We start from the raw sequence: 19,695 nt of genomic DNA, 5'->3' as shown, positions 1-19,695 counted from the left end.
TTTGACCTATATGATATTATGTATTACATTGGCATTCCGAACTTTAAAATATTTCACCCATGAAATACCTTTCTATACTATTTGCTGCGGCATTGATCTCTATAGCAGCTAAAGCACAAGATCATAAATTTGAATTAGGACTTACCGGAGGTGGCGATATCTCCTGGGTTGAAAATGAAGCCTTTGATCATTATCCATTGGGATGGTCGGCCGGATTAAATGCGCAGTTTAACTGGACAGAGCGGTTTGCTTTAAATACCAAATTTCTATATCACGAAATGATCGTAAAAACGGAGAATAGTAGTGGTAATTTTAAAATGACCATGAAATCGTTTGCCATTCCTTTCACTGCCAGATACATGATTGGTCAGAGTAAATTAAAGGTTTTGCTGGATGCAGGATTGCAATATACCAGAGGATATAGGGAAATTTTAGATTCTGAGTTTGTTGGGGGAGTTGTCGAAGTGTTGAATAACCCAGCGCATTGGCATAAAGGTGCGCTTGTTTTTGGTACAGGAGCTAAATACGCATTTACGGATAGATTATCCGGAACTATGGAAGCCAGGTTGGTGATTCATGAAAGCAACCTAACTGGTAATGTATATAGTGAAAACTCTCAATTGTTTTTTGGAATAACTTACGGACTTTAAAAACTAAACCATGAAAAAATTATCCATACTTATTTTAGTTTTTTTAGCCTTTACGAGTACACAGGCGCAAGAACATAAATTGCAAATAGGCGTACTTGGTGGAGTCGATTCCTATTTTGAAGCATTAAAACATGAACCTTATGGCCCGGACTATGAATATGGTTGGTCTACCGGAATTTCCTTACAGCATAATATAATGCAGCGGTTTTCGCTTCACTACAGAGTGTTGTATCGCGAAGAGAAAATGAAATTTAATCTATATCCATTCTGTGGTACGGGGTTGAGTCATGAAGATTATATAGGTAAAGGAACGTCTACCAGTAAATCGATGATTGTTCCCGTATTGGCCAAATGGACTTTCGGGCAGAAAAAATTACACTGGATGGTAGATATTGGAATTCAGGCACAGCTGAATTTTGAATACGTATGGCAACATGAGCCATTTGTAGGTTATTCTTATAGTGGTTTCAGTAATTGGCGTGAGCTGTATTTAGGTGTTTCCAGTGGAGTAGGTATGTCGTATGATGTTACAGATAGAATATCAGTAACCGGAGAATTTAGAGCAGTAGATTTTGATCTTATTAGCGATCTGAAATTTTACAAACATGATTTGAATGGTCAGTTGATGTTGGGCGTAAGTTATGGATTATAAAAATGGAATGATGAAAAAAACTGTATTACTTATATGCGCTATTGTAGCATTTGCAGGTGCTGAGGCACAAAGTCACAAAATCCAACTAGGTGTGTTAGGTGGTATGGATTCATATTTTTCGAGACCATCATACAACGAATCTCAATATGCCTGGTCAACTGGGGTTTCGATACAACACAACCTCAAAAAACATTTTTCGCTAAACTATAGAGTACTATATCGTGAGGAACGGATTAAGCAAGACTTCACTTCCTGGTGGGGGGTGTTCGACATTGGTAGAGGGGAGATTTTAGAAAAGTCTATTGTGATTCCTGTATTGGCCAAGTGGACATTTGGACAGGGAAAATGGCATTGGATGTTAGATGTTGGTATACAAACCCAACTGATCAATCATGCAAAATGGACCAATGATAAAGGGTTTAGTTATTTAAGGAAGCGGAATGATGTGCTTTTGGGTATTTCCAGTGGACTAGGTGTGTCATACGATATTTCGGAAAAAATAGCTGTAAATACTGAACTAAGAGTCATGGACTTCAATAGTCTGGATGAAGGCCCCTTATTTGAAGATGGGGTCAATGGACAGTTGTTTTTAGGGGTAAGTTATGGATTGTAAAAATGACGTGATGAAAAAGATAGTCTTATATATATTCGTTATTGCAGCCTTTTCAAGCGTTGGGGCGCAAAGTCATAAACTCCAGATAGGAGCCATTGGAGGTGTGGATTCTTATTTTCAACCTCAGGAAGACGCACTAAGTAATTATCATTATGAATATGGATGGTCGAGCGGTATCAGCATACAACATAATTTTATGAAACGTTTTTCGCTTCATTATAGATTCATGTATCGGGAGGATATAAAAACCGAAACCATATACCCGGAAACCATGGGTGATATTATATATGCCAATACCGATTTATTGGAGAAAAGAACGATCACTGATCAATTTATGGTAGTTCCGGTATTGGCCAAATGGACTTTTGGTCAGCAAAAACTGCATTGGATGGTGGATATAGGGATGCAGTTACAAATGCCATTTGAAAAAGTATCTGATAACCTTAACCTTGGATTGACCAGTGGACTTGGAATTTCTTATGATTTTACCGATAGAATGGCGGTGGGAACTGAATTTCGAATTGGAGAGTTTGATAAACAAAACGGCTATAGTTATCAGGGATTAATAGGTTTGTCTTATGGAATAGGATCAAAGTAAAACTTGAAACCCAAGTAAAATATAAGGAAAGTACGTTTTTTGAAATGATTCGAAATTTTATTTGGTAACAGTTGTTTTGCCCATTATATTAGCCCAGTAAAACTTTATTTTTTAGCCATGAAAAAAATACCTGCACTTATTGGAATCCTAATGATATTTTCGATCTCTTATGCACAAGATTATAAATGGGAATTGGGAGTTTTGGGAGGAATCAATCAAACGCATTATACCAATAAACCATACAATGATTGGGCTTTTCGATTGGGACCTACTGTAGGTTTGTCCGTAAAGTATAATTGGAAAGAACATTTCTCGGTGTATACTAACATCATTTATCAGCAAGGGCATTTGGTTGAACAATATATAGACCATTCATGTGGAGGAAAATTGTCAGGACTATGTTATGGTTCTTTGGAAAGAAGAATAACAAATCAATATTTAACGATGCCGGTAATGACACGTTGGTCATATGGACAAAAGTTGAAACTATTTGTAGATGCCGGAGTACAGATGTCCTATTTATTTAATCAGAAAGAGTCTTACGAAGAACTATCTTCAGTAAGTGATGGGCCGTTGATAGAACCAATGAAATATTACGAATGGGATATTGCGTTTTCTTCGGGAATTGGAAGTACTTATTCTATATCAAAGAGGTTAAACGTGTCTTTAGAAGGAAGACTTACTGGCTTGTATTTTAGAGAATTTAATGATCCGGATAGATTGAATTGGCAAGTATTAACCGGACTTTCATATAGTTTATAAAATATTATGATCATGAAAAAAATACCTGTACTTATTGGAGTCCTAATGATATTTTCGATTTCTTATGCACAAGATTATAAATGGGAATTGGGAGTTGTTGGAGGAATTAATCAAAGAGTTTTTGTTGACTGGGATGGACACCCTTTTAAAGTAGGATTCACTACCGGAATCTCTGCTCAACGGAATATTAAAAAGCACTTTTCTTTAAATACGAATCTGATATTTCAGCAAGAGAAGTCACATAGATCGGTTAATGGAGGATGTTGTGGATCGCTTCCGGAAAGGGATTATGATATGACGAATTATGATCAATTTTTGATACTTCCGGTGATGGCACGTTGGTCATTTGGTAAAAGATTTAAGGTGTTGCTGGATGCTGGAATCCAAACTGAATATTTTTTTCGATCAAAAGTGTTTGTTGATTATGCAGAACATGAACCAGAAGAAGATCATTCATATGTGGGACTGAGTTCTAGAGAGATTGATTTTGCATTTTTAATTGGAGGCGGTTGTTCTTATTCTATATCAGATAAGCTAAAAGTTTCCTTGGAAAGTAGGTTAGCAGGAGCATACTGGAGTGATATTCGTCATTTGGATGATTATAAACTACAGGTTTTGGCTGGAGTAAGTTATAGTTTGAAGCAGAAATAAAGTGAAATCGATTATTGTTCTCATAGGGTTAATTGCTGCATCATTCCTGGGTTTTGGACAAAATTATAAAACCGAAATTGGGGTTGTTGGAGGATTTGATACGGATTATGCTTTGGCGCGAATGGAAGGGGATAGATTCACTGGTTTTGGATGGTCTGCTGGTTTTTCGGTTCAGCATAATTTAAAGAAGCGTTTTTCTTTGAATTATAAAATTATGTATAACCAATCAAAATTGGAATATTGGTCAGGCTGGTGGAATGAAGTAGTTTTTGAATCTAAAAAATGCATAGTTATACCCATATTGGCTAGATGGACCTTTGGCCAAAAGAAACTCAAACTTACAACTGATGTTGGATTACAAAACTTGATTTGGTTTTATAAGGATGAGCTTGACTATTATAATGTACTAACTATAGGGTTAGGAGGTACTTATAGTATTAATGAACAAACTAAAATATTTATGGAAGGAAGATTGGGGCATTACTATTGGTATTATTTTGAGCCGGATACATACGACACTAATGCACAAATTCTTGTTGGAGTTACTTATGGTTTAGGGCAGAAGAAGTGAGAGGGATTTTAATTAATATTATTAGGTCTGTATACTGTTGACATACAATGAGATGTTTGCTATATTGGAGCGTTTAAAATAAATAATACCCATGAAATACTTTACTATTACACTGACATGTGTCTTGATGTCGATTTTTGCACAAGCACAAAATCATAAATTACAATTTGGAGTTGTTGGAGGAGGAGATATCCAACGTTTTAGTACTTATTCTTTTGAAAGAGTTACACCTGACCATATGCTAGGCTGGTCAGCAGGAGTGAGTATGCAGCATAATATGATGAAGCGATTTTCCATTCATTATAAACTGATGTTTAACAAGTCCAAAATAAATTATACGATATACAAACAGTATTATATGCCAGATCGAGTGGTACCTAAAGAGAAAACTTATATTGAAAAATCAATTTTGGCACCTGTATTGGCAAAGTGGACTTTTGGTCAAAAAAAATTTCATTGGTCTGTGGATGTTGGAATGCTTTTAAAATTAGGCCTTCAATACAGCTACTATGATCGTTTAGATGATATGCGGTCATCGGATGTAACGATTAAGAATTACGTTTGGTTTGGAAATGCAATTACTTCAGGAGTAGGTGTTTCCTATGACTTAACCGATAAATACACCATCTCCACCGAAGCTAGAATAGCGCAGTACTATTGGTATGACTTTGATTTTGATCAGTATGAATTAAATGGGCAATGGTTGATCAGCTTAAAGTATGGTTTTGGGAAAGAGTAAGATTTTAAAGATATAACGTTAAATAAAAAAGCCCCATGAAGTTTGTTTCATGGGGCTTTTTTTGTGGGGTGAGATTACAGAATCGTTAATTTCTGAGTAGTGTATTTTGCATTGGCATAAATGCGAACCACATAGAATCCTTTTTCAAAAGAAGAAACATCTATTTGCGCGGTATTTTGCATTGGACGGCTAGCGAAAACAACTTTTCCGGTTACATCATAAAACATTACAGATTCCACTTCGTTCTCAGAGCTTGAAATGGTCAATACATCCTCAACCGGGTTGGGATATACCTGAAGTTCAGGAATGGCATCAAATGATGGAGTAGAAGTCAATGCCGCTTTAAATTGTCCGGTTCCTGAAATACCCAAATAGGTGAATGTATTGGATGAGTGACTATCCCACTCTGCAGTGGTGTAAGTTGTATTTGGTTCCGTAACATTACGTACCAGTGTCACATCTTTTGCAAAATTGCTGGATCCACCATTGTAAGTTCCAACGATATCAATCAAGACTCCGTTTTTAAATAAACCAATCGGATCGTTTCCATTAAATGATACAATTCCCGAACTGGTTTGTACGTCTGCTACAGCTTTCATAGTTGAACTGGAAGAACTGTGTACAATTACAAAAACGTCTCCGGTGTTTAGAGTGCCGCTTAAGGTATATTCAGAACTCCAGCTTCCCGAACCATTGGTTTGTTTCTTTAATGAATAGCTGGATAAATCAACCGAAGAGCCCGTTGTATTTGCAATCTCTAAACCTTTGTTATAAGAAGATCCCTCAATGTATTCAGAAATATAAATTTCAGAACTTCCAGAACCTGATCCTGATCCACCGGAAGTAGAAGTGTGCGCACCTAAATAGGTAAAGGTATTAGAAGCGTGATTGTCCCACTCAGTTGTGGTGTGCGTGGTATTTGGTCCACTTACGGTTTCTTTTCTAACCAGCGTAGTGTTTTGTGCAAAGTGAGAGGAGCCACCATTATACGTGCCAATAATGTCAATCAACACACCATTTTTAAACAAGCCAATTGGATCGTTTCCGTTAAATGTAACAATACCAGAACTGGTTTGCACATCAGCTACAGCTTTCATAGTAGAGCTGGAAGAACTATGAACAATCACAAAAACATCGTTGTTGTTTAAAGTACCGCTTAAAGTGTATTCAGAACCCCAGCTTCCGGAACCGTTGGTTTGTTTTTTGAGTGAATAGCTCGATAAATCAACCGAAGAACCTGTGGTATTGGCAACCTCCAAACCTTTGTTGTAAGAAGAACCTTCAATGTATTCGGAGATAAAAAGGTCACTGCCATTTCCTCCGCCATTACCATTTCCGTTCCCACTACCTGAGCAGTAAGACCCGTAGATTTCGCATACATATTCCGGATGGTCAATAAAAGGGTTACGATTTCCCTGATAACCGTAGATCACATTGTTTCTTGCGATTTCTTCGCTGCTTACCGGATCATCCAGGTGCCATTGTACCAATACAGATGCTTTTCCATGAAAAGGAGTTTTATCAGTGCTGGAAAGTAGGTTATCGGTCAATTCCAGATCAACTTCTCCGTTTTCACCTTCATAACGTACCGTCATGTAAAAAATCATTCGGGCTACATCACCTTTAATTTCATCACGTGGTTCCCAAACCCAGTCGGTAGAACTGGTATAAGAATCTGTCGTACCGCTGTAATTTCCTGAACCATCCACATATTGGGTAGGTGCTTCATCAAAATTACGGTTGTTTCTGGCTGAATTGGTAGACACATCGGCCGCTCTTAAATGGTGCAAATCAGTTCCGGCACCTTTGGATGTACCAAAGTCACCTCTGGACTTGGCCCAAACGTGTTCACGGTTCCAGCCCGCACCGCCATCATATTCGGCAGCGGCATTCATCGAAAAACCAGAGTATAGTCCGATCACATTATTGGCATTATTCGGATCACGGTCGGCTATTTTTAAAATGTCCCAAACATCTGTTCCTGAACTACTGTAAGGGTATTCGGTGTGGCCGTCAATAATGTCGTTTAAAGCAGATTTCAGCGCATTTCCGGTTAAACCGTTTGCAGAGTTGTAATATCCTGAAGGGATTTGAGCAAAGGCAAGGTTACTCAATAGCAAAGTGAATGCAATCAGTGTGCATTTTGTTAGTGTAAAAAAGTCTGACTTTTTCATAAGATGGATTTATTAGTATAGTTCATAAAATTTTGAGACTTAAAATTATGGAGTGGATATTAACTCAAAGTGATGTGATATTTAAGTTAGTAACAATCAATTTGTTAATAAACAGAGTCAACTTATATAAAAAGATAAGTTGACTTTATGAAAATGATTCAATTGCCATAAAGAAGTTCTAGTCTCGCAATAGCTCGAAGAATTTCTATAATATGTCAATTTTAAAATTAGGAATGGTAAGAGTAGCGAGTTGACATATTATAGCTTTCTATTCTGATGGTAATCGGAAACTAGAAAAGCTTTATGACACTTGCATAATTCTTAATAGGCTCAATAATATTTGGAGCGCATATGATAAACAATTAAATTGCTGATATTTAACATTAAATTTTCACCCATGAAAAATCTATTTATGCTATCGGTCATATCATTGACCACCATTTTTACCTATGCTCAGGATCATAAGTTTGAAGTCGGAGTTTTGGGAGGTATTAATATTATTAACCCTGGAGAAAATGCAGTAGCCACTTATCAAAACAAAGCGGCTTATGGTATTACATTTCAACATAATTTAATGAAGAGATTTTCTTTAAATTATAGTGCTATATTCTATAGCTATGGATTTAACTATAATGAAATTCAGGCTTGTAGTTCTGGAGGGAATTGTTGGCTCGTAGCCGTAACTTCTGGTAACAGTAATTTTGTAACGATTCCGGTAATGGCTAAATGGACTTTTGGACAAAAGGCAAAGGTATTTGGAAGTGTTGGCGCTCAACTTATGATGTTTTATAATGGAAAAAGTACAACCACATATAATTCAAGTTCTGTGGTTGAATATACTTACGATCAAAATAGATATGATGGATCATTAATTGCCGGATTGGGAGGATCTTATCCGTTAACCAAGAGTATAGCCGTTTCACTTGAAGGAAGGGTAGCTGCATATTACTTTGGGGATTGGTCGAATATATACGGTACCAATTCACAAGTGTTATTAGGATTAAATTATCGTTTTGGTGCATTATAGACGTTGTTGAAACGAAAAAAGAAATTTCTAAAAAAGCGAATATGTAAAGTATTCGCTTTTTTTATGGTAATATATTCATTTACAACGGCAACCATTTTTGGTGGCGTACGTTTTAATAATGTTAAAAATAATAATAGCCAACGGGTGAAAGGCTAGCCGGATGTAGTTTACTATATCCGGTTTTTTGTTTTTTAATGATATGATTCAATTGCCATAAAGAAGTTCTAATCTTACTGAAGTTCGAAGAACTACATTTTAAGTGTTGTTATATGGACAAAAGCATCACACCTAAACAAATCGTTCTAAAAACTCATTTTTACGGGTAGGAGAGAGCTTGAGTGTAGTGCCATTTTCGAGAGTGATCTCACCTCCTTTACCTTTACGGTAGAGTTTGACATAGTTTAGATTGATCATATGAGATTTGTGAATACGGATAAAATCATAATCGGTTAAAACACCTTCATAAAACTTTAAAGTACGGCATACAGTGCGTTTAGAACCATCCGTAAGATGTAAATCTGTTAGATTATCATTGGCTGCACACCATATGATGTCTTTAAGCGTAACCACTTCAAAACCATCCAACATAGGGAGCACCATCTTTTTAAGTTGTTTGTTTTCAATGGCCAGATTTTCCAAAAGGATATTGGAAGTTTTAATGGCTTCGTGGTCATTTACATGTTGCTGTACTTTATCTACAGCTTCTACCAGTTGGTCAATGTTTACAGGTTTTAATAAATAGTTGCTGGCACTTAGATTCAGCGCTTCCAATGCATATTTGCTAAAAGCGGTCACAAATATGACTTCAAAATCCAGACGATCAAACTTTTCCAATAAGTCAAAAGCGTTACCATAGGGCATTTCCACATCTAGAAAGATCACCTGAGGTTGATGTTTCAGGATTAGCTTGTAAGCATCTTCCACATTACCGGCTTCACCCAACAATTCTACCGAAGGACAGTATTTCCCTAAATAATTTCGAAGCGTAATTCTACTGGCTTCTTCATCTTCTATAATGAGTGCTTTGAGTTTATTCATAATTCGGTTGTGGAATAATTAAAGTAACAACGGTTCCTGAACCATCCTGGTGCAAATCCGCAATGTTTACCTGTACTTGAATGCGGTGTAAATCATTAAATAACTCTACACGTTGTTTGATGTTTTTTAGTGCGGTACTATTGCTTTTACGTTGGTTTTTGGTTTTGATTTCCTGACTTTTATTTCGTCCAATTCCATCATCCTCAACAATGATTCTAATAGCTGAGTTTTGAGAATTCACTGCAACTTTTAAAGTACCTTTGTCTTCTTTATAACGCAAGCCATGCCATATTGCATTTTCAATATATGGCTGAATAATCATAGGAGGGATCACCAATTCATCAGTATCTAATTGGGGATCGATATTCAATTGATAATCGAATTTGTTTTGAAATCTAAAATGTTCCAGATCCAGATAAATCTTTAAGATTTCCAGTTCTTTGGTTAAGGAAATAAACTCATGTTCGGAGTTTTCCATTACCGTACGCATCAAAGTGGAGAATTCAGATAAGAATTTGTTAGCAGCGCGTTCGTCACTCATAGAAATAAAGCTATTTACTGAGTTTAAAGCATTAAAGATAAAATGGGGGTTCATCTGGGTACGTAAAGAACGCAAAGCCAGTTGTTGATTCGCAATTCTTCGTTGTTTAGAAACGCGTACAATGTAGACTAATGCAATGATGATGAGCGTAATGCCTATAGCCAGTAACCAGATGATCGTTTTTTGAAATTGTAAATTCTTTTCATTTAATTCACTCTCACGCATAAGGAGTTGAATGGTGTTTTCAGAAATCTCTTTGTCTTTTTGAAGGATTTCTAACTGTAGATAGTTCTGATATCCTGATGAACCTACTTGTTGGGAGTTTTGTTCAATTTGTAACAAGCGATTTTGAATGGTATCAGATAATTCTTCATAGTGAATGAGGTAATCAAATGCTTTGTTATCGCGGTTTTGAGATTTGAGAATCAGCGCCATGTCTTTGATGACCTGAATTTCGTTCATATCAATGATATTGTAGGAGATATTTTCAAAGTACTGGTCTAATGAAGATTCAGTTTTGGTAATATTTTGCGCCTTTAAATAGGTTTGGGCTAACCTCAAGTATTCCAGATTATCATTGGTAATACTTAGGTTATCATTTCTCACCTGAAGTTCCTCTTCCAGTTTGTTTTGCTTTCTTAAAGCTTTGGTAACAATTTCTTTGTTTTCGGCTATTTGCGAGTAGTTACCATTATTATCCAAACTACTGGTTTGTGAGACGCCCTGAACCGATTTCTTATAATAGAGTAGGCCCTGGTCTGTTTTTCCCATAGAAATATAACATGCTGCTAGTGCAGAATAACACATGCGAATTTGAATGTCATTTTGAGCTTGTTGTTCAATGACGAGTAGTTTTTCGTATACAGAAATAGCTTCCTCAAATTCTTCTAAAGCATAATAATTCTGGGCTAAAGCATAATTTGAAGCGGTAATGAGTGTTCGGTTTTTACTGTTTTTTTGAAAACGTTCATACTCTGTATTGGCTTCAGAATAACGCCCTAGTTGCGTGTAAATCTCGCCCAGTTCGTAGTAATACTCTGAGGGAATCGTATAATTGATTTTGCCTTTGAATTCCTTTTGTTTAATCTGAATAGGCTTGACATAGTTTTCCTGCGAAAGCTGTAAAAAGTGTAATGCCAGTTGCGGTTGATGTAATTCGCGATAAGCGCTCCCCATTAATAAATAAGCGTAAGCTAATGATTGAGACAAGTTATTGCGGATGGCCAGTTTAATTTGTCCGTCTAATACTTTAATACTTTCTTCAGGATTTGTAGAAACTTGTGGCGCCAGAGCTTTTAATTCTTTTAAGGTCTCTTGATCTTCCCGGAAATTTTTCATTCCAGGTCCACCGGCTATTAAAGGTAAGCTTAATAGTATCCAAAATCCTATGGTGATGATCCATCTAAACATGCGATAAAAGTAGCCTTTTTGAATGAGTTGCTCAAACCATAAATCTCTGTAATGACTATAAAATATAGCGAAATAGAGCTTTTTTAGATGCTAAACTAAAGCTTGTGGTTCGTTCCCTAAATCAAACGGTCGGTTCACTCAATCTGTATTTTTTTCGATTTTTTTTCAACTCACTTTTGAGTGGTAATCATTTAAAAACGACTCGAAATGAAAAATGCAATTCACACCATAGGTTATGGAACGTTGATGGGGCTTATGGCTTGTCAGGCGCCTCAAACAGAAAACAGAATCAACCCATTAGATCCGCCTCAAAATGAAACAGTAGAAACGAATGTAAAACGAACGCGTAAGATTCAGTTGGCCATTTTATTGGATACTTCAGGAAGTATGAACGGTTTAATTGAGCAGACTAAAAATCAATTGTGGCAGATTGTAAATCAGTTGGCTTTAGCAAAAGATACGGATGGAAATGATCCGGAAATTGAATTGGCTCTGTATCAATACGGAAATGATGGTTTGAACGTCATGAATGGTTATGTGCAACAAATTAGTGGGTTTACTACTGAATTGGATGAAATCTCGGAACAGCTTTTTGCATTGCATACCAATGGAGGTTCAGAATATTGTGGTACTGTGATTCAGGATGCTTTGGATCATTTAGAATGGACAGATAGTAACGAGGATTTACATATGGTTTTTATTGCCGGGAATGAAGAGTTTACACAGGGGCTGGTAGACTTCAGAAAAGCATGTCAAAAAGCAGTAGATCAGGATGTGATCGTCAATACCATCTTTTGCGGGAATTATAATACGGGAGTGCGTACATTCTGGAAAGATGGGGCAGACATTGCTTTAGGAAAATACATGAATATTGACCATAATGACCAAATCAAACATATTGAATCTCCATATGATCAGGAATTATCACAGTTAAATGTGAAGTTAAACGATACGTATATTCCTTACGGAACCTATGGCGCGACTAAAAAGGAAAAACAAATTCGTGAAGATGCCAATGCGAGTTCATTGGGTTCTGCAAATGCTGCTAAACGCTATATCTCTAAAGGAGGGAAGGTGTACAAAAATGGAAGCTGGGATTTAGTAGATGCTTCCGATCGTAAAGATTTTGATATTCAAAAAATTAAAATGTTACCACCTGAAATGCGCACCATGACTAATGAGGAGAAGTTGGCATATATCCAAAAGCTTAAAGCTGAAAGAAATCGTATTCAGTCTGAAATCACAGCTTTAAGTAAAAAACGAAAAGTGTATGTGGCTAACGAAAAGTTAAAGGATGTATCCAGTACAACTTCTCAACTCGAAGATGTGATGGTGCAAGCCATTGTATCTCAAGCAGAATCCAAATCATTCTACTTTGAAAAATAGGATGAATCTCTATCTGTTTACGGTATGTCTTTTAGGTGTTTTTGGCGTTGGTTATGCTCAAAGGCCGCACTATACTCAGGTTTTGCATAACATGAAGCAACATAGAAGTAATTGGACTTTAACAGATTCCAATTTATATAATCAAATCATGTATCAAACACTGGTAGATAGTGTGTTTCCAGCCTGGTACGGAACTCCCTGGGATTTCAACGGGATTTCGAATACACCGGGAAAAGGAGAAATTGCCTGCGGATATTTTGTGAGTACCACACTAAAACATGTAGGTTTTCAATTGAATAGATATAAGCTGGCACAACAAGCTGCGGCAATAATAGTGAAGTCTGTATGTGGCGAAAATAATACAGTTAGATATCAAGGCTATGATCGGGTAATAGCTCAATTCCAGGGATTGCAGAATAGCATTTTTATTGTTGGACTGGATTATCATGTGGGATTTGTAGTAGTACAAAACGAAGAAGCATTCTTTGTCCATTCTGATTATATCAGTGGGGCAGTGGTACGCGAGAAGCTGGATGAATCAGAAGCGTTTCAATCTTCTCAAGTGTATGTTGTGGGAACATTCTTACCCAATACAATGATGTTAAAGACCTGGCTTTTAGGTACACGTGTGTATTGATTGAATAATAAAGAGAATATGAAAAAAATATTGGTTTTAGTAGTAGGAATTTCCATGTTTCAAATGGCCTTTGGGTGTGGGAATGAGTATGGTTATTCCTTATCAGGTAAAAGAATATTTACGCGATATTTTTATTTAACTGATGGGATGAAACAGTTTGATACTGTTTTTATTAATGAAAAGTTGCTAAAGTTAAAAGCTGAGTCAATCAGTCATCCCGAAGATCATAAAGTCTGGTCCGATATTTCGGTGAATTTAATGAAACTGGGACAAGCAGATTCTGCATTACAGATTCTTTTGCCGTTGTATCAACAGCACCCTAACGAGTATAATATTATAGCCAATATTGGGACTTCTTATGAGTTAATTGGAGAGTTAGATAGTGCACTGAAATATATTTCGTTAGGATACGAATTAAATAAGGATTCTCATTTTGGGAGCGAATGGGTGCATATAGAAATATTAAAAGCCAAATTAAAGGAGAAAAAGTCTCCCGGCTGGCTAAAAACGCATCGCATACTGGATGTTTCGAAATTAGTGGCTAGAGTAGATTACAACCATAGCTCTAATGGGGTTAGAAAAATAAACGATCATATAAGTTACCAAATAAGAACTCGTGTCCCTTTTACACCGGCACCCAATCAGGTGATCTCAAATTTATTAGTGTCACTAGGTGATTTTAATTTTCAAGTCGGCACATATGAAAATGCATTGCTTGCATATACCTATGCGATAGATTTTCAAATCGATGCATACATTCAAAGAAAAATAAAGACCAAAATCGGTAAGCTTAATAATTCACGGATTAATGCTCAAAATATGGCCGAATTATCACCAACATTTATTCGAATGATGAATAGAAGTAAGATTGATCCGGAGATATTGCTAATGGGGATAGATGATTATGCCAATCATTTAGATTCAATTCATATGGCTGAAATCATAAAAATTGATTCTTTAAAACTATTGAGTCGTGAAATAGATTCTTTAAAGGGGGTACAAGAGAAGCTTCACCAACAAAATAATGATGCTTTTAAAAAGATAGAAATACAAAGCCGCTATATATGGGGATTAGGTGTGTTCGCAGTTATAGCTACAATTCTATTATTGATTAAATGGTTTAAAAAATGATAAATATGAAGTATAGTCCTGGAGCAGTGATTAAAGTAGGAGTAGGTGTATTGCTTTTTATGAATTTGAATTTTTGTAGTTACACACAAAACAATGATCTCTCCAACTTAAGATTAAAAGCCCAACAAGCACGCAGTTATAGTGAAGCAAATCAAATGAATATCCGTTATGCTATTTTGGTAGATATGAGTAAGCATTCTGGGAAATACAGGTTGTTTTTATGGGATTTCAAAGGGGATAGTATCCGTATGAAGGCCCTTTGTAGCCATGGAAGTTGTGGCGGAAAACCTCATCCTGAAACAGCGTATAAGCTGCCTAAATTCAGTAATTTACCTGAAAGTTATTGTAGTTCTTTGGGGAAATACAAAATAGGGAAACGGGGATATAGCAATTGGGGAATTCACGTGAATTATAAACTTCATGGTTTAGAATCTACAAACAACAATGCTTATAAAAGAATCATAGTTCTTCATTCCTGGGAGCATGTACCAGATCAGGAGATTTACCCCAAATACGCCCCAAATAGTTTGGGGTGCCCCATGGTTTCTAATAAAGCAATGAAGTTGCTAGACTCCATTTTACAAGATGAAACCGTACCCGTTTTACTTTGGATTTATAATTAAGTAAGTCTGGCCCTAAAAAAAATCCCACCCAATTATTGGGTGGGATTTTGGCTTTTATGAATCAGAAAATTACTGGATCATAAGTTTTTTAGTTTCTTGTGTATTATCGCTTTTAATCACAACAAAATAAGCGCCTTTCGGGAACTGATTTGGAATAGTTACGGTAGATTGGTTTTCGATATCCAAATGATATACTTGTTTGCCATCAATGGTCATAATTGAAATTTCCGACACAGTAGTATTGTTTAAATCCAAATGAATGTCGCCTCCATTGAATGCTACAGGATTCGGGTACATTTTAATTTCTGAATTTGTTGTAAAATCAGGTACATCTGTTGTAGAGTGTGAATAATCTATAAACCATATTTTTCCTGGGTTTTCTTTCTTGAGGTTGGATCCGGAAAAGACACTATTATATCTAATCACATTATTGTCTTTAACAAAACCGTATTGCATTGGAGGAATATCTCCTTTACTTATACTTACAGAACGCGCCTGGTTGCTAGATGTAGTAACGTTGTTTACACTTGACATATCAACGTTTACAGGAATATTAGCATCAGTACATTTTACAGCTACTAAATTGAAATTGTTGTTAACAGGAGAGTAGGCGTTATTGGCTCCGGTAGATAAATCTTGCAATTCCCATGCGACCACAAATTCATCTATAACCTGTTTGTATGCAATTGCAGGTTTTTGATTGGTATAATTGGGACCATATGCTGGAAAAGAAGATCCGGCAACATCTAATCTATTATAAACAATGCTACCCGCAGGAGGGTAGTTAATTAAATTATGAGTTGCAGTAACTAAATGTGAATTAAAAGGGGACGTACTATATATAAATTGAAATGCGATGGTCATATCTAAAATATTACGAGTTCCACTAGTGGATGGAGGACAGGCAATTCTTGGATCATGAATAGTTCCTAAAGAAACAAAACTTTGCGCGTAAAACATTGGAGATGCACAGTTTGACGGAGGAAACGGATAAGTTCCTGGGAGCCCTGGGATTTGATTGGTGAAAATACGTTCCAGATATAATATATCATTTGCGGTATTTGTAAAAGTCACATTGATTAGTGAATTCGTACCACCATCGGGAATAATACATACATCAGGGCTTCTTTCGTTTCCGGATAGAGAACAGGAAATAGAATGGTTAATAAAGTGTGAAGGCTGATTTGGGAATGTTCCAAAAGCATTTTCGCTCGCCATAAAAATCTCGTTATCCTCTTCCCATACAATGGCATAATTGCCTAAATAGTCAGCATCAATATTTGGTGAATTACAAGGCAAAACTCCACCGCTATTCGATAAATCATAAGGACCACCTACTAATGAGAAAGTCGTGCCACCCCAATTATACATTTCGGCAAATATGGTTGGAGCGGAAGGGCCTGGAGTGTCAGCGATATATACAACAATAATCCATTCTTTAAGAGCTCCAATTCCAGTACCACCTGACACAACTGAAACTACATCCGGATCAAAAAAAATGGTTCCAGGGGGTAACATTGTACCTAATGTGATCACCGTTCCAGGACTATTGTTACCTACATTTTGATGAGTTAGGAATACGTTTGGTCCGTTTTCATAGACCATGACGTTAACTAAATTGCTTGGTGGGGCAAAAGGAACATGGCAAATGTCGTTTCCAGTGTTATTTGTGGTTGGAGGTCCACTAACATAGATATCCTCACTTGTTGCTAGAGGATTTAAAATCACAGGTTGTGCCATCAAGAGGCTACCGGAGGTTGCAAGTATGGCTGTCAAAAGCCATTGAATAGGTTTGTTTTTCATGTTCATAACATTGATTTTGTATAGTGAATAATTGATTAAATGACCGACAACGGTAAACAGGTTATTATCGGTGATTGTAGACGAAACTTACAAAATAACTTTTTGTAATTCAGATTGTTATTGATATTCGTATGGTTTCGCTTTTCATTTGAATGGTTTGATTTATCGAGAATAATATAGTGTGGATTTTTATAAAAATAAGTGCTATATTTGAGTGCAATTAAATGTATATCAGGTAGATATTGTGTTTAATTCAAACCATTAATGCCTATCCAGCGTTAATAAAGTGAGGCCATGTGATTTAAATGTGTTGTCAATGTAGAGACATTGATAGTGCTATGCTATGAATTATAAACCTATTGAGTCAATGAAGTACACCTGCCTTATTGTTGATGCTGCCCCACAAAATATCCCCGTTATTTATAAAGAACTTGTCGCTAATTGTCCTGAAATTGAAGTATTAGGGGAATATTCTGATATTGCTGAAGCCCTTTCTCAGATACATGATTTAAGGCCGGATATGGTCTTTATTGATACGGATATGGTTGAACAGGTTCATGAGAATCTATTAAGAATATTAACGCAAAAGACCTATTTGATTTTTACTTCTGAATGGATTGAGAACTCTGTCAAAGCATTTGTTTATAATGGGTTGGACTTTTTGTTGAAGCCTATTCTAAAGCAAGAATTATCCCGAGTTGTAAAGAAAATTCTATGGAAAGAGAATCAGCTTTTACGTCAACAAATCGAAGAATTGAAAGGGAGTTCAAAAGTGAACATGATGGAACGAAAAGTGGCTATCCCATCAAATGATGGAATTCATTTGTTTCCTATTGGTAGTATTATACGTTTAAAAGCGGAGCGGAATTATACAAGAATTCATTTTGTGAATCAGGAAAGTATGCTCACTTCAAAAACACTGAAGTCATATGAGCAGATTTTACCACGAAAAATGTTTCAACGTGTTCATCAGTCACATGTTTTGAATTTAAGCAAGATTAAGAGTTATATTAATCGTGACGGAGGGTATTTGCTAATGGAAGATGGGAGTACGATAACGGTTTCCACACGCAAAAAACATGAATTATTGGAGTATTTAAAAGGAAGATAGACCTGACAGGAGCTAGTATGTTTGTGTAATTTTATTTTGTTATTTAGTTGTGTAGCGAAATATTTAAGAATTAATTTAAGTAAAGCAACCCAAAAAGTTCTGATACGTTTGGTTAGGGTAAACCGTAAACAAAAATGTATTATGAAAAAAGAAGTACTACTATCACTAGTCCTTGGAGCTTCTGTATCCTGGGTGACCGCCCAAAATTCTCTCTTGCAAAACCCAACAACCGGAGCCTTACCAGTTGGTGGAATTATCAACGATATAGAAATCGTATCTAATGGTACCGATGTGGTGCTGGTAGCTGCAAATCAGACCAATAGTGAGTTCTATGCGATAGATATTGAGGATAATGATCCGAATGATGCGATCGATAATAATGTTACTGAGATAAATAACTTTAGTAATTTGATTAATGGGGCTACCGGTCAAACGAATTTGACCATAAAGAACTTTGAGGTAAACCCAATTACCCGAGCTATTTATGTTTTAGCGATCGATGCAGGTCAAACAAATTCATATTTGATTAAGATTGAGGATGATGGTGCTACAGTGAATGTGTTAGACCAATCGAGTATGACCTATAGTTTGATTGACTGGAATGGAGTAAATGGTTATGGTGTTGAGGATATGACCTTTGGAGATAATACGCTATACATTACTTCGGGTTCCTGGACGCTTGACGGAGAGGTGGCTACAGTAGCAGCACCATTTGAACATAATTCATCTACAACAAATCGAGCAACATCCATGTTTAAGACAAATTGGGGTGGAAACTATTTTACCGATGCCCCATTAGAACGTGCCGCATTTGCCAATGTAAATGGAGAAAGTCGTTTGTTAGGAGTAACGGTGTGTGCGCCTGGATTTTCTCTTAAAACAAGTGATATTACAGGAATTGGAGGTGTGCTTCAGGTGAGAGAGCAGTTTAACGTGAATACGATGCCTCCGGTTAAGGTGGTGTATCAAAACCAGGATGGAAAGGATTATTTGTTTGACTTGCATTATGGGAATCCCAATCCTGTTTTAATTCGTATTGGGGAGGAATATTTGGACGGATCGCCTATTACAAGTAACAAATTCAATAACAATAGCGAGGAATTACGAGATTTTAATGGAAATCCAGGTCCAGGGATGACCGATGAACAAATTAAAATATATCCGAACAGTTATGATCAAATCGCATATTGGAATGACTGTAAGCTGTTGGTGTTGGAAAATGACGTCATGAAGTTATTGACGACTGGTGTGTCAGCTTCATGCGTAGCATTGAGCGTGGAATCAGTTCCTCAATTAACGGGTGTTAAAGTATATCCAAATCCGGCAAGCGATTTTATTCAAATTCAATTAGATGAAAATACGACCATAAATAATGGACAATTGGTGGTTTATACCGCTGATGGAAAAGAAGCTTTGCGTGTATTCATTCAAGGAAATAGAATTCCGGTGGATGTAAGTAAACTGACTCAGGGGGTATATATGATGAACATATATCAGTCGCAAGAACGCGTTTATCAACAACAATTAATTATTAAGTAAATGTATAAGCGTTCCGGATGTTTCCGGAGCGCTTTTTTG

The 19,695-nt window shown here is 36.4% G+C and carries 19 protein-coding genes; 15 read left to right on the top strand and 4 right to left on the bottom strand.

Features of this window, described 5'->3' with window-relative positions; genetic code table 11:
- Positions 1-59 precede the first annotated feature (59 nt).
- From KFE94_17505 to KFE94_17470, 8 genes are all read left to right on the top strand, one after another.
- Positions 60-650 (top strand): outer membrane beta-barrel protein, encoded by a 591-nt coding sequence (locus tag KFE94_17505; protein UTW66422.1) that lies wholly within the window; start codon positions 60-62, stop codon positions 648-650.
- Positions 651-660: 10 nt separating this feature from the next.
- Positions 661-1,302, top strand: coding sequence for an outer membrane beta-barrel protein (locus KFE94_17500; GenBank protein UTW66421.1), 642 nt, complete (start codon positions 661-663; stop codon positions 1,300-1,302).
- Between the two features lie 10 nt (positions 1,303-1,312).
- A complete protein-coding gene (locus tag KFE94_17495) occupies positions 1,313-1,915 on the top strand; it encodes an outer membrane beta-barrel protein (protein ID UTW66420.1) in 603 nt (200 codons plus the stop codon).
- A 10-nt stretch (positions 1,916-1,925) separates the two neighbouring features.
- Positions 1,926-2,513, top strand: coding sequence for an outer membrane beta-barrel protein (locus KFE94_17490; protein ID UTW66419.1), 588 nt, complete (start codon positions 1,926-1,928; stop codon positions 2,511-2,513).
- Positions 2,514-2,630: 117 nt separating this feature from the next.
- On the top strand, positions 2,631-3,275 hold the full coding sequence (locus tag KFE94_17485) for a PorT family protein (GenBank protein ID UTW66418.1): 645 nt from the start codon (positions 2,631-2,633) through the stop codon (positions 3,273-3,275).
- Between the two features lie 12 nt (positions 3,276-3,287).
- On the top strand, positions 3,288-3,926 hold the full coding sequence (locus KFE94_17480) for an outer membrane beta-barrel protein (protein ID UTW66417.1): 639 nt from the start codon (positions 3,288-3,290) through the stop codon (positions 3,924-3,926).
- 1 nt (position 3,927) lies between these two features.
- Positions 3,928-4,497 (top strand): hypothetical protein, encoded by a 570-nt coding sequence (locus KFE94_17475; GenBank protein ID UTW66416.1) that lies wholly within the window; start codon positions 3,928-3,930, stop codon positions 4,495-4,497.
- A gap of 91 nt (positions 4,498-4,588) precedes the next feature.
- Positions 4,589-5,236: a PorT family protein gene (locus tag KFE94_17470; protein UTW66415.1), complete on the top strand. Its 648-nt coding sequence runs from the start codon at positions 4,589-4,591 to the stop codon at positions 5,234-5,236.
- Between the two features lie 74 nt (positions 5,237-5,310).
- Here KFE94_17470 and KFE94_17465 read toward each other — a convergent pair whose 3' ends face one another.
- Positions 5,311-7,410 (bottom strand): endonuclease, encoded by a 2,100-nt coding sequence (locus tag KFE94_17465; protein ID UTW66414.1) that lies wholly within the window; start codon positions 7,408-7,410, stop codon positions 5,311-5,313.
- Positions 7,411-7,807: 397 nt separating this feature from the next.
- Here KFE94_17465 and KFE94_17460 point away from each other — a divergent pair, with 397 nt between their 5' ends.
- Complete coding sequence (locus tag KFE94_17460; protein UTW66413.1) at positions 7,808-8,437, top strand: outer membrane beta-barrel protein; 630 nt, start codon at positions 7,808-7,810, stop codon at positions 8,435-8,437.
- Positions 8,438-8,725: 288 nt separating this feature from the next.
- Here KFE94_17460 and KFE94_17455 read toward each other — a convergent pair whose 3' ends face one another.
- Positions 8,726-9,475: a response regulator transcription factor gene (locus KFE94_17455; GenBank protein UTW66412.1), complete on the bottom strand. Its 750-nt coding sequence runs from the start codon at positions 9,473-9,475 to the stop codon at positions 8,726-8,728.
- Positions 9,468-11,426, bottom strand: coding sequence for a histidine kinase (locus tag KFE94_17450; GenBank protein UTW66411.1), 1,959 nt, complete (start codon positions 11,424-11,426; stop codon positions 9,468-9,470). Before KFE94_17450 ends, KFE94_17455 begins: the two co-directional genes overlap by 8 nt.
- A 207-nt stretch (positions 11,427-11,633) precedes the next feature.
- Between KFE94_17450 and KFE94_17445 the strand changes: the two genes are divergently transcribed.
- The 4 genes from KFE94_17445 to KFE94_17430 are packed head-to-tail and all read left to right on the top strand — an operon-like array spanning position 11,634 to position 15,203.
- Positions 11,634-12,812, top strand: a complete 1,179-nt coding sequence (locus tag KFE94_17445) for a VWA domain-containing protein (GenBank protein UTW66410.1) — start codon at positions 11,634-11,636, stop codon at positions 12,810-12,812.
- Positions 12,802-13,449, top strand: a complete 648-nt coding sequence (locus tag KFE94_17440; protein UTW66409.1) for a hypothetical protein — start codon at positions 12,802-12,804, stop codon at positions 13,447-13,449. The genes KFE94_17445 and KFE94_17440 overlap by 11 nt, the downstream gene beginning before the upstream one ends.
- A gap of 18 nt (positions 13,450-13,467) precedes the next feature.
- A complete protein-coding gene (locus tag KFE94_17435) occupies positions 13,468-14,580 on the top strand; it encodes a hypothetical protein (protein UTW66408.1) in 1,113 nt (370 codons plus the stop codon).
- On the top strand, positions 14,577-15,203 hold the full coding sequence (locus KFE94_17430; protein ID UTW66407.1) for a murein L,D-transpeptidase catalytic domain family protein: 627 nt from the start codon (positions 14,577-14,579) through the stop codon (positions 15,201-15,203). The genes KFE94_17435 and KFE94_17430 overlap by 4 nt, the downstream gene beginning before the upstream one ends.
- A gap of 69 nt (positions 15,204-15,272) precedes the next feature.
- On the opposite strand, the gene KFE94_17425 is transcribed toward KFE94_17430, so the two are convergent.
- On the bottom strand, positions 15,273-17,006 hold the full coding sequence (locus tag KFE94_17425) for a T9SS type A sorting domain-containing protein (GenBank protein ID UTW66406.1): 1,734 nt from the start codon (positions 17,004-17,006) through the stop codon (positions 15,273-15,275).
- A 367-nt stretch (positions 17,007-17,373) separates the two neighbouring features.
- Between KFE94_17425 and KFE94_17420 the strand changes: the two genes are divergently transcribed.
- Both KFE94_17420 and KFE94_17415 read left to right on the top strand, forming a co-directional pair.
- On the top strand, positions 17,374-18,117 hold the full coding sequence (locus tag KFE94_17420; protein ID UTW66405.1) for a response regulator transcription factor: 744 nt from the start codon (positions 17,374-17,376) through the stop codon (positions 18,115-18,117).
- A gap of 141 nt (positions 18,118-18,258) precedes the next feature.
- A complete protein-coding gene (locus tag KFE94_17415) occupies positions 18,259-19,656 on the top strand; it encodes a T9SS type A sorting domain-containing protein (protein ID UTW66404.1) in 1,398 nt (465 codons plus the stop codon).
- Positions 19,657-19,695 lie beyond the last annotated feature (39 nt).

The sequence above is a fragment of the bacterium SCSIO 12643 genome, assembly GCA_024398135.1.
Taxonomy (GTDB): domain Bacteria; phylum Bacteroidota; class Bacteroidia; order Flavobacteriales_G; family Salibacteraceae; genus CAJXZP01.
The sequence above is the reverse complement of the archived record's forward strand: the minus strand, read 5'-3'. Positions and strand labels throughout refer to the sequence as shown.